The organism is Klebsiella sp. GB_Kp056 (genome assembly GCF_040064755.1).
Lineage (GTDB): Bacteria > Pseudomonadota > Gammaproteobacteria > Enterobacterales > Enterobacteriaceae > Klebsiella > Klebsiella quasipneumoniae.
In genome coordinates this window covers 1-11,379 of the sequence record NZ_JBEAJA010000005.1, presented here as the reverse complement: position 1 = coordinate 11,379, position 11,379 = coordinate 1, and the positions used below count along the sequence as shown (strand labels likewise).

The 11,379-nt window shown below is 59.1% G+C and carries 10 protein-coding genes; 3 read left to right on the top strand and 7 right to left on the bottom strand.

Annotated elements, in window-relative coordinates; translation table 11 throughout:
- Positions 1-89 precede the first annotated feature (89 nt).
- The 3 genes from cbpM to ABLV52_RS00405 form a co-directional block, all read right to left on the bottom strand.
- Positions 90-395 (bottom strand): chaperone modulator CbpM, encoded by a 306-nt coding sequence (cbpM, locus tag ABLV52_RS00415; protein ID WP_020481009.1) that lies wholly within the window; start codon positions 393-395, stop codon positions 90-92.
- Positions 395-1,312, bottom strand: coding sequence for a curved DNA-binding protein (cbpA, locus tag ABLV52_RS00410; RefSeq protein ID WP_023291678.1), 918 nt, complete (start codon positions 1,310-1,312; stop codon positions 395-397). The genes cbpM and cbpA overlap by 1 nt, the downstream gene beginning before the upstream one ends.
- A 145-nt stretch (positions 1,313-1,457) precedes the next feature.
- Complete coding sequence (locus ABLV52_RS00405; protein WP_064155498.1) at positions 1,458-2,141, bottom strand: TerC family protein; 684 nt, start codon at positions 2,139-2,141, stop codon at positions 1,458-1,460.
- Between the two features lie 225 nt (positions 2,142-2,366).
- On the opposite strand from ABLV52_RS00405, the gene ABLV52_RS00400 reads away from it, so the two are divergent.
- The gene (locus ABLV52_RS00400; RefSeq protein WP_348889860.1) at positions 2,367-3,152 is read left to right on the top strand and encodes a DsbA family protein; all 786 of its coding nucleotides are present in this window, start codon (positions 2,367-2,369) and stop codon (positions 3,150-3,152) included.
- Between the two features lie 47 nt (positions 3,153-3,199).
- Here the strand turns inward: ABLV52_RS00400 and pgaD are convergent, their stop codons facing one another.
- From pgaD to pgaA, 4 genes are read right to left on the bottom strand one after another with little or no spacing between them, the layout of a single operon-like run.
- Positions 3,200-3,646: a poly-beta-1,6-N-acetyl-D-glucosamine biosynthesis protein PgaD gene (pgaD, locus tag ABLV52_RS00395; RefSeq protein WP_348889859.1), complete on the bottom strand. Its 447-nt coding sequence runs from the start codon at positions 3,644-3,646 to the stop codon at positions 3,200-3,202.
- Entirely contained in the window at positions 3,643-4,974 is a 1,332-nt protein-coding gene (gene pgaC, locus ABLV52_RS00390; protein ID WP_004206396.1) for a poly-beta-1,6-N-acetyl-D-glucosamine synthase, read from the bottom strand. The genes pgaD and pgaC overlap by 4 nt, the downstream gene beginning before the upstream one ends.
- A complete protein-coding gene (gene pgaB / locus ABLV52_RS00385; RefSeq protein ID WP_064155518.1) occupies positions 4,967-6,982 on the bottom strand; it encodes a poly-beta-1,6-N-acetyl-D-glucosamine N-deacetylase PgaB in 2,016 nt (671 codons plus the stop codon). The genes pgaC and pgaB overlap by 8 nt, the downstream gene beginning before the upstream one ends.
- An 8-nt stretch (positions 6,983-6,990) precedes the next feature.
- Positions 6,991-9,438: a poly-beta-1,6 N-acetyl-D-glucosamine export porin PgaA gene (pgaA, locus tag ABLV52_RS00380; RefSeq protein ID WP_348889858.1), complete on the bottom strand. Its 2,448-nt coding sequence runs from the start codon at positions 9,436-9,438 to the stop codon at positions 6,991-6,993.
- A gap of 633 nt (positions 9,439-10,071) precedes the next feature.
- Between pgaA and ABLV52_RS00375 the strand changes: the two genes are divergently transcribed.
- On the top strand, positions 10,072-10,638 hold the full coding sequence (locus ABLV52_RS00375) for a LuxR C-terminal-related transcriptional regulator (protein ID WP_348889861.1): 567 nt from the start codon (positions 10,072-10,074) through the stop codon (positions 10,636-10,638).
- A gap of 245 nt (positions 10,639-10,883) precedes the next feature.
- Positions 10,884-11,240, top strand: a complete 357-nt coding sequence (locus ABLV52_RS00370; protein ID WP_305953346.1) for a PerC family transcriptional regulator — start codon at positions 10,884-10,886, stop codon at positions 11,238-11,240.
- Positions 11,241-11,379 lie beyond the last annotated feature (139 nt).

The window sequence follows — 11,379 nt, the reverse complement described above, 5'->3', positions numbered from 1 at the left end:
CGGCTTGCGCTGTGCTTAGTTTGTAGGCCGGGTCAGGCGTAGCCGCCACCCGGCAGTAAGACGGTACGCCGCCACCCGGGATGTCGCCCCTATCCGTGGGCGAGAAAGCGGGCCAGGCGCTGCTGCAGCAGGCGATTTTCGCGGGTCAGCCGCGCGTTCTCATCCAGCAGCGTCAGCGCCACCGCAATCCCCGGCCAGTCCAGCTCCAGCTCGTTACGCAGGCGCACCGCGCGATGGACAATCGTCACCGCGCTGTCGTCGAACAGCCAGGCGTCCGCCTGCGGCTGGTGCGGTTCAATCATGCCTAAGCCGACAATCTCCGTCAGCTCCTCTTCCGACACCCCGGTACGCAGGCACAATTCGGTAATGGTAAACGTCACTGTTACTGTAGCCATCAGGCTTTCCCCCATGTCTTACGCGGATCGAAGCTGGCTTCGGCGGTGGCCAGCTGTTGCCAGAGCTCACGCGCTTTTTCATCTGGTTTTGGCGGCATCACAATTTTAATAACGGCGAACAAATCGCCGGTGTGGGTTTTGCTCACCAGCCCTTTGCCCTTGATACGCAGGCGCTGCCCTGCCTGGCTACCCGGCGGCACCGTCAGCAGAATGCTCTCTTTCAGGGTGGGCACCGTGACTTTGGCGCCCAGCGCGGCCTCCCACGGCGCCAGCGGCAGGACGATCTCCAGGTTATGTCCCACGATGTCGAACAGCGGGTGCGGGGCGATGTGGATCACCAGCCACAGATCGCCGTTCGGCCCGCCGTTTTCGCCCGGCGTCCCCTGGCCTTTCAGGCGGATGCGCTGACCATCGGCCACCCCGGCGGGGATCTTCACATTCAGCGTTTTCGGCGTCTCGCTTTCGATCATGCCGAACACGTTATACACCGGCAGGTTATAGCTGATGGTGCGGGTCTGCTCAGCCAGCGTCTCTTCAAGGAACACCGCGACCTCGATCTCCAGGTCGTGGCCGCGCGACGCGTGCTGACGGCGACGCTGATGCGCCTGCTGGCCAAACATGGAGGAAAAGATGTCGTCGAAATCCTGCTGGCTGTAGCTCTGCTCGTGGGTCTGCTGCTGGCGACCGAACCCGGGATCGTTGCGATGCTGCCAGAGCTGATCGTATTCCGCGCGCCGTTGCTCATCTTTCAGGACTTCCCAGGCTTCGGCGAGATCCTTAAATTTGGCTTCGGCATCGTTTTCTTTACTGACGTCGGGGTGGTACTTGCGCGCCAGGCGGCGGTAGGCGGTCTTGATGGTTTTCAGATCGTCGGTTGGTTGCACCCCGAGAATGGCATAATAATCCTTCAATTCCATGCTGTTATCTCATCTATGCTCAGTGCGGTGGTTACATATTCCCTGGATCAGGCGTCTGTATAAAGCGTAGGGCAAATGCGCCCTGAAGGGGAAGAAAAGTGGCGGAAACTTGACGCCGTCGGGGTCAACGGCGTCATGGGCGCGGCTAGTCTTTCACCTGCGGCCGAGGACGACGGCGCCAGCCTGCGAACAGCACCAGCAGCGCGCCGATGGCGCCGGCCAGGCGCGCAATGCCGTCGCCGGCGGTGGGAAACAGCTGGCGAAGGGTAGGGTCGCTGACCAGCATTGACCCGGCAATCCAGCCGATGAGCATCCCGCCCAGCAGCACCACCGCGGGAAAGCGAGTGAGCAGGGCCAGCACCAGCTTGCTGCCGGCGACGATAACCGGAATGCTGATCGCCACGCCGAGGGCGACCAGCGCAATGTGCCCTTTGCCTGCGGCGGCCACCGCCAGCACGTTATCCAGCGACATGATCACATCGGCGACGGTGATGGTGACTGCGGTGCGCCACAGGCTGCCGGAGCTGGCAACCTCGCTCTCGTCCTCCTCATTACTGACCAGCCTGATGCCAATCCACAGCAGGAGCAGCGCGCCGACTATTTTCAGCCACGGCAGCGACAGGAGATACAGGGCGATCGCCAGCAGCAGGATGCGCGCCAGGATGGCGCCTACGGTGCCGATGACGATCGCTTTGGTGCGTTTTTGTGGCGGCAGTTTGCGACAGGCCATGGCGATCACCACGGCGTTGTCGCCGCCCAGCAGTAAGTCGATGGCGACAATCTGCAGCATAATCACCGCCATGTCCCATTGTTGAAGAAACGCATACATATCGAGAGAAACCACCTGAAATAAATACCACGAAAAGCCGTTGCGCCGGGGGCTCCGCCCGGGGAGCGTTGACCACTGGCGCCGGTCCGCGACGTCGCGCGGGAAACCTGAGCCTGAAAAATAAAGTTACGAATCAACGCGCCGTCGGGCAAGGCTTCGGCGAAAAAGGGTGATATTTTGTCATACAGACTCACCTGCTGTTCACTTATCGCAAGGATCCCCACTATGTCTGGCCACAAGAAATACCTCTCTGTCGCCCTGCTGAGCGCTGTCTTACTGCCGGCGATGGCTTCTGCCGCTGACGCGCCGGCGACTTTCACCGCGGAACAGGAGGCGCAAATCGGCAAAATCGCCGCCGATTACCTGGTCGCCCACCCGGAAGTTCTCCTGCAGGCAAGCCAGAAACTGCAGCAAATTCAGGCTGAGCAGCAGGCCAGCGCGGCCACCCAGGCGGTGCTGAAGAATGCCGCCTTGCTGACCCAGGATAAAAATACCCCGACCTACGGCCCGGCCAACGGCAAAGTCACGGTGATTGAGTTCTTTGACTACCAGTGCGTCTACTGCAGCCGGCTGGCGCCGGTGATGGAGCAGGTGATTATAGCGCATCCGCAGACCCGCTTCGCTTTTAAAGAGTGGCCTATCTTCGGCGGCCGCTGGGAAAGCTCGCTGGAAGCAGCGAAAACCGGCCTGCAGATCTATCAGCAGAAAGGGGCGGATGCCTATCTGGCCTACCATAACGGGATCTACGCCACCGGACATAACGAAGGCAAGCTGACGACGGCGGATATCCAGCAGCAGGCGAAGAAAGCCGGCTTTGATGCGAAGAAGGCCAACGACGTCGAACCGGTGCTGCAGAGCATTAACGACCTGGCGCAGGAGATTGGTCTCAGCGGCACGCCGGGCGTGATCGTGATGCCAACTACTGGCGCCACGGAAGCCAGCATCACCGTCTTCCCGGGGCTGGCGGATAAAGCCTCGCTCGAAGCCGCCATTAAAAAGGCCGGCGGCTGATCGGCGGCGTCGTTACCCAGTCAGGGCCGCCGGGGGCGGCCCTGCTATCATTCCAGATCCCTCTCCTCGGGCGGCGGCAGCGCGTGGCTTTTTAAATCAATAATCTGGCCAATGTGATCGTGGTAAACGGTCAGCAAATTATAGCGACTCATTTCGGAGATGATCTGCGGGGCGACGTTAAAGCTGCTGGCCAGCTCCTCATCTCGCAGGGTAAGCACCGCGGTGTGACGCCGGGTATGGGCGCGGCGTCGGTTATAGTGGTACCAGAGGATCAGCAGCCAGCCGTTCAGCGCGGCAATCAATAAATACACCAGCGCCGTATTCAGGGAGTCCATCAACGATGACCAGCGCGGGGAGGGCGGCGCGATAAACTGCATCAGCAAATTGGCGTAGAGAAAGAACAGAAAACCGAGCCAGGCCAGCAGCGTTAAGCCGGCGTCCACCAGCCGGGGCAGCACGCGGTGTTCGGTTAAGATGAGCGTATTTTCATTCATCGCAGGCTTCCTTTTCCCCGGTCCGGGCTCACCCAGCGCGCGCGGGAACGTTGACGTTTCAACATCACTTTCGGAAAAGCGACCAGCGTGGTCAGCAGGCCGATCATCCAGTAAACCATCGGGAACCAGATCACCCAGAACAGGGATTTGGCGACCTTTTTCTCATAGCGCCGTTCGATATACAGGCTGGCGACGAACTGCAGCAGGCACATCAGGCCGAGCAGCATGCCGGTGAACTCAGGCGGAAACAGGCTGTGCACTGTCAGGTTGTCCGGCAATGGCATCAGGCGGCTGAGGATAAACAGCAGGATGGTGACCGCGTAGGCAAAGGCCCACAGCGTGGAGCAGGCATACTCCAGAAACAGCGGCCACATCCGATGATGCTGCCAGTGAAACAGGCGGCGCAGGTTGACCAGAAAGACTTCGGCTCCCCCCTGGGCCCAGCGCAGACGCTGCTTCCATAACCCTTTGAGGGTCTCAGGCATCAGGATCCAGCACAGCGCCCGCGGCTCGAAAAAGATGTCCCAGTGGCGGAGCTGAAGCTTCCAGCTGATATCAATATCTTCAGTGATCATATCCGGGCTCCAGTAGCCGACGTCCGCCAGAGCCTGACGCCGGAAGGCGGCGATCACGCCGGAGACAGTAAAGACCCGGCCATAGATCCGCTGCGTCCGCTTGATAAGGCCAATGATCGACGAGAACTCCCCTACCTGAATGCGGCCGATCAGCGTGGATCGGGTGCGGATCCGCGGATTGCCGGTGACCGCCCCGACGTGCGGGTAGTGGATCAGCGGGGCGACCAGCCAGGCCGCGGTATCCCGGTCCAGCAGGGCGTCGCCATCGATGCAGACCAGCAGATCGCCGCGCGCGGCGGCGGCGCCCGCTTTGAGCGCCACCGCTTTTCCCTGATTGGCGGCCAGGTGGATCACCCGCAGCCTTGGCTCCTCCTGCGCCAATTGCTGGAGCACCTGGGCGGTGTTGTCCGAAGAGCCGTCGTTAATCGCGATCACTTCGAGGTTGGCGTAACGCTGGGCCAGCGCCGCGCTGATGGTCTCCCGGGCGTTTTTCTCCTCGTTAAAGCAGGGGATCAGGATCGAGATCAGCGGATTGCCCGGTAGCGACGGCGGCGGGGTATCCTCTCCCCACGGCCAGTGGCGCTCCAGCTGGAACCAGAAGTACAGACCCCCGGTGATCCATAGCACCGACATAAACAGCGGCCAGAAAAAGACAAAGTCGAGGATAAGCTCGCCGGTAAACGCCGCTGCGACGCCTAACGGCAGCCCGAAAACGAGGCATAAAATGCACAATGCGATAATGCGATCAGTCATGGTCAGGGTACCACCAGGAAGAAAATTGCGGTCTGATACGAGAGATATCTGGCTGATTGTTAATGAAATCGTCTGGGTAGTAGCCGTAGTTTTTGACGCCGTTTAGCCGCAGCAAATGCATCCAGTCCGCCAGCTGTTGGTCGGGAATGGCGTTGCGTTGGCGTCGGTTCCAGTCTCTGGCCTGTAGCTCAAAGATGGTTTTCTTCAGCGCGCCCGGGCGGCGGGCGACGGCCTGCACCAGCCGCGTCAGCCAGGCCTGGCTGGCGTCAATCGGCACGGACTCCATCAGCGGCATCGCCATGGGGACCGTCCAGTCATAGGCGGCAAGGAAGTCATCCAGATTTTGCGCAAACCAGGCTTCGCTCTGCGGCTCAAGAATCGGCAGGGCGAAGAGATTACGCGCCGTTTTTACCTGCGGGCCGCGGATGGCCTGCACCGACTGGCGCAGCTGCAGAGTGAAGCGGGTCAGGGTTTGGCTTTTGAAACGCATCCATGCCTGGCGCTCTTGCGGACTTTGGGGCACCGGGCCGGCATCGTGCGCCAGGCCACTCTGCCGCCAGGCGGCGACCGCTTCCGGGCTCACGTCTTCAAAATCGGTCAGCACGGCGTCGTCGTGGAACAGAATCCCGCTGAAGCTGGCGTGTCGGGCCAGATCCTCATAGATGTCGGTGATCTGCTGGCGAACCCGGGGATCCCAGGGCGACAGGCGGACATAGGGCTGACGGGCAAGTAACGCCTTCCCGGTTTGCGGATCCCAGCGCTGAACGCGCGGCAGATCGGACGAGAGATCGAAGGCCAGCACCGGCATCCAGGCATAAACCTTCACCCCGCCGCGGGTCTGCAGCTGCCAGGAGACGAAGTTAAACAGGTCGGCGCGCATCGGCAGCCAGCGGTTGGGGAAATAGAGCGACTTGACCGTGCCGTCACCCTGCGGGTCGGAGAAGGCCTGCAGAAAGACGTGGCTGATTTTCATGTCATAGACGCGCTGCACCAGCTTATCGATATTCTTTGCCTGCTGGACGGGATTGGGGTCATAGACATAGTCCAGATCCACATGCATCACCCGAACAGGATCGGCTTCCTGAATCTGCGCCACTGCGTTGGCAAAGGCCTTGATCGACGGGTTACCGGCGATCAGCATGCGCGGAATATTATCCAGATCCTTCACGTTGCCCAGGCCGTCGTTCAGCGTAAACGCCAGCTGATACCCCTGCTGTTTGGCGATAGCCAGGGTGCTGCCGCTGGCGGCGCCGTAGGGCCACACCCAGGCGCGCGGCGCTTTCCCGGCGACGTCGTGGATTTTCGCCGTCACTTTCTGCACGTCATCGGCCATTCGCCGGGTAAACTGCGCGTCGCTTTCATAGCGGCCGGTGGTTTTATCCCAGCCGCGGTTAGCGGCGGCGGGCTCGCGGCTGCCCTGCGGATTGGCCGGCAGGCCGTAGTGCGAGGCCCAGGTGTGCGCGCCGATCTCCACCAGCGGCGAGCGACTAAGCTCGCGCACCATCTCCCAGGTGGCGAAGCGATCGCGCGGCGTCATCAGGCCGCCAAAATTAACGGGCTGGTTGGCGGGGGTGTCCACCCAGCTACCCACCGGCGCCCACAGCGCCGGAACGTTCCAGGCTTTAAGCAGCGGCCAGACGCGAGTGTAAAAACTGCTATAGCCATCGTCGAAGCTGAGAAGAAAAGCCTTAGGCGGCAGCGGCTTAAGGCCATGATGCGCGTCCAGAATGTCCTGAACGCTCACGGCATGGTAGCCGTGATGCAGCAGCCAGGCGATCTGCTCATTAAGCGCGCTGGTACGCACCGAAAGGTAACGCTGGTCGGCGGCGTCGTCTTCGACGTCATGATAGGCCAGCACCAGAAAGCGATCCGCCGGCCAGGGGTTATTGGCCTCCAGCTGGGGTCGTTGCTGCGGGGCGAGGAAGGGGACCTCCTCAGCACGCACGCTGAAGATAAGGCACAGCCAGCCGAGAAGCATCAGGCCGTTGCGCAGGGTCGTGTTCAGCATGGTCATCCTTAAAACCGTATGTTTGCATCAACAGTGATAGCGAGGTTGTTTTCACGTTTACCGTCGTAGGGGCGTTTGTCCCAGTTCAGCATCACCCCGGCGTCGACGAGGTTGTTCCAGCGCAGACGCTGCCCGTAGCCCAGCGTCGTTATCGCGCCGGCGGCGTGATTTTTTTGCCAGTAGCTGCCGCCGCCGGCGAGCAGCTGCTGACTCCAGACGGTGTCATACCGCTGGTAAAGCGTGTGATCGACCGCCAACGCCGCGGTGGCCGCGAGGTCGCGGGCCGGACTGTAATACGCGGTGTCGGTGCGGCTATTGGCGCTGGCCGACAGACCGGGCTGTAGATCCAGCGTTAGCCACGGGGTCTGCCAGAGGCGCTCTTTACCGGAGAGGGTGTACTCCTGACGACGGTTGTGGTCGGTAAAGCGGCTGGCGGCCGCGCTGACGCGGTACTCCCGGCGCTCGTTTTGATACCAGCGCAGCCAGCCTTCGCCGCGGTTGGCGCTGACGCCGTTGCGTAACGCGCGCAGCGGCGTCTGCTGCGAAATCCGCTCCAGCTCGCCGCCCAGCTGCCAGCGATCGTTGACGTCGTGCGCGGCGGAAAGGCGGACGCCGGGCTTATTCTCGCCGTGAAAATTGACGCTGGAGAGTTCAAGTTCTCCCCAGGCGTCGCGCGGACGCCATTCAATACCGGCGAACAGCTGGCGACGGCTGCCTTTCCCCTCTTCAAAATTGCCTTGGGCAAAGCGGTGGCCGCCGAACAATCGCCAGCTGTCGGCTATCGGCGGGCTGTAGATCGCCGTCTCAAAACTGAGGTCGTGGGTACCGCTCACCGGGTTGTCGGAATGCAGCCCTTTGCCGACGCTCAGGCGCAGCTCGGAGAAATGATGGATTTCGCGGGCTCTGGCCAGGCGCTGGGTATTCAGATCCCGTGGCGAACGGGCGATAACGTCGTCGGTCAGAAGATCCATCTGCCGCCACTCCTGCAGATCGAGGGCGACCCAGGCCTGCTGGCGCTCCAGCTGCAGGCTGGTGGGCTCCAGGGCTTCCGCCGCTTTCAGCTGGCGTTCGGCTGCCCGCGGCAGCCCTCTGTCCTGCAGCAGGGCGGCATAGTCGATCTGCAGCCCCTGGTTGCCGGGGGCCGTCGCCGCCAGGCGCTGCATGCGGGCTTCGGCCTGCGGCAGGGCGTTGGTGGCGGAGAGATAGTGCACGTTAAGCGACTGCGCGGTGAGCCAGTCGTCGTTCGGCTGGGGCGTCGGCGAGCCGTAGAGATGACGGATATAGGGCGCATTCCGGGTGAGTCGGGCGACATACCGCTGCGCCGCCGGGTACTGAGCGGTGTCCAGCAGGGCGTAGAAAAGCTCATGTTCTTCATTCTGTTGGCTCGTCAGCCACGAGGGATGCTGATGAATAAGTGTCAACGCGGGCTCAATCTGCTTAAGCGCGATATAAGAGGAGATAACCCAGCCGATGGCCCAGTCGGGAACCACCTGCTGCTGCGCCATCAGGCTTTGGTATTGGCGGATAACCTGCGCGTAGTCTGCGTAGGCGTACAGCGCGCCCAGACGGTCAATGCGCGCCCGGATGATGTCCGGGGCGGCCTGCGGGTCGGGACGCCAGGCGGCGATCATCGCGTCGTATTGCGCCAGCGCCGTGCGGGCCAGCGCGTAACGCGCATTTTCTTCACGGGAAGGCGTATCGGCAAGGCGCACCAGTTCGGCGGCGGCGTTCAGCTGCAGGTTGCGCTTTTCCGCGGGCGTCAGTTCGACGTTATTCGCGAGGCCGAGGGCGGGGGAGTCGATCCGGTTGCGGGTCAGGGTCGCCATCAGGCTCGCCAGCGCGGCTTTATTCTGCGGTTCGCGATCGAGGATCTGTGTGTCCACCAGCAGCTGGTCCCAGCTCTTGCCAAGCCGCAGGTAGACATAAGAGAGGGTCTGCAGGTGGGCAATGCTCGCCTGCTCCGCCACCAGGCGACGCGCTTCTCTGAGCGCCTCGCCGGCCTTGCGGGCATCGGCCAGCGTCTTGATATAGCCGATACGATAGTCGTCACTGTCGGGGGCCTGGCTGAGCGCCTGCTGCCAGAGGAGGAGCGAGGCTTGCCACTGTTTCTGGTTGCGCATCGCCTGCGCCGCGGCGGCGGTGCCCCGTGCGGGAAGCGGCATATAGACCTGATAGCGTCGCCAGACTTTCACCACCTCGTCGTCCTGGCCGGCCCAGAGGGCTACCTGCAGCCAGTCCGCTACCTGAGAAGGGGTTAAGGCATGCCGCAGCTGGTATTGCTGAAGATATGAGAGAAAGGGGGCGTACTGGCCTTGACGCGCTTGCAGGATCTGCTGGTCATAGAGCGAGTCCGCTCCCTGAACCAGCGTCGGGAAGAGCAAAAGCACACCGATTGACAGCGAGAGTTTCGTGTTGCGATTAAACAATAACGTATTTGAATAAGGTGATCTTTCCATTTCTATTTGCCATATGTTCATCAAGAATCCATTGCACAACACGACCGTCCTTTGACGGTGAGTTAAAGGATGAGGATGGTCCCATTTAGCTGACTGGCACTGCGGGTGAATGACTTATTGCAAAGTAATAAACATATCTCCTGTGGATAATTGAATGGATAATTTATACCCGATACCGCAGCGGATAAATATGGTTAAATGACGAACTGCGTTTTAAGATAAATCTGTAAAAATGGTTTAATTCGAATCGCCATGTTGAAGCGAGTTCCTTTAACTTACTGAAATAAATAAAAAATGGAGTTGGCTGAAATTTTGTTTTAATTTTGTTGGGTGGCTTATATTGCAGTGAAGAGAAAGGTTTTTCATGGATATTTAAGATGATTTCTGACAAAAATTCTCAATAGCAAAAAAAGCATCTTTTCTGTGGGATTTTTTTATTTATAATTAATCCGTTTATTTTCTGTCCGCACCCAGGGAGGTTTTTCACAGCCAGATTCAGATGCCGCGCTAATGATAAATCACAGATCTCGTTATTTTTACCGCCATGCGGAGCGTTCCCCAGGGGCAAGGAAAACGTCTGGTTGACGAGAATTTGTTGATTAAATGTTAAAGGGAAGACTTGTGGCAAATTCAATGATATTAGTTACCCAGGATCACTATCTTTTTCAAGGAGTTAAGAATTTCTTTCCTGATATCATTCAGTTAGATTCTAGCGGAAAAGCGATTTTAGATAATGAGGTTGATGAACTCTCTCTGCTGGTTGATAGCCGTTCGCCGCTTTGTCATTACGATTATCTGGTCATAGAGGCGGCACAATCCAGAAAGCGAATATGCTGTATTGTCCTCGATATGCGCCATCGGGAAGAGCATTTACTCAGTCTGAAATCGTTTTTAAACATGTCATTATCACCCGCCGATATGGCGACCTTATTTGGGCTTTTTCTGGAGATGAAGAGCAAGCGGCTGACCAAAGAGTGGTTCGACAATCTGCGCTTAAGTATGACAGAGCAGCTGATGCTGCGTTTTCTTGGGGCGGGGATGACAATGGAGGAGGTGGCGGTGAATCTGAATACTTCGCTAAAAAGCCTTTACCGCAAGCGGACCGCGCTTTATGAGCGACTGGGGTTAGATAATTTTAATGAAGCCTGCTTATTTATCTTCAAAAATAAACTGCTGGACCAGTCCGGTCGATCGCCATAAGGCGTGGTTGTACAGGGAACAGGTGATATCGCAAGGTATGTGACGATGGAAATGTAATAAATTAAATAGATATTGATAGGTACAACCGTCGATACCCGTCGGTATCCAGGGCGGCGCCCGGCATATAATTCCGGAGCTCTTTGGAAGTAATTACCGCCATGGCGGTTTGCTATGCACAGCGATTATTATAATGATTATATTCCTTGCGCCGCAGAGGAATAGTTTTGTCATAAATTAACTCTACCATGGTATTCCGACTCACGCGTCGGAATACCATGAGATATCGTGAAAGCATCAGAGGAGCGAGGTGGATGAGAATAAGGGACAGTATTGCGGAGCGGTTAGAAGCCTGCGGGCTCTACCGTCGGGCGGCATCCAGATGGATTGAGGTGATGCAGCGTTGCCTGGACGATGAGGACCGAGAGTGGATCCGTCACCATCGCAATCAGTGTCTGAAAAAGGCGCAACGTCCGCCGGCGCCGAAAGAGGAGTTCGCCGATCTCCACCAGGCGGCAAAGGAGACGCAGTATCGCATGGGCATTGCGAAGCCCTATGGCGAAGCGTTCAGGCTGCCCGGCAAAGGGAAAACCGCCGCCGAGTAATACCTTTCTTCACTGCGTTTGCGCAGACGTTTCATTGACCCCCAGGCCCGCGCAAGCGCAGCGCCGCCGGGCGATATACATCAGACGCCGTACCCGCGGTTGTGCCGGATGGCGGCATAAATGCCTTATCCGGCCTACG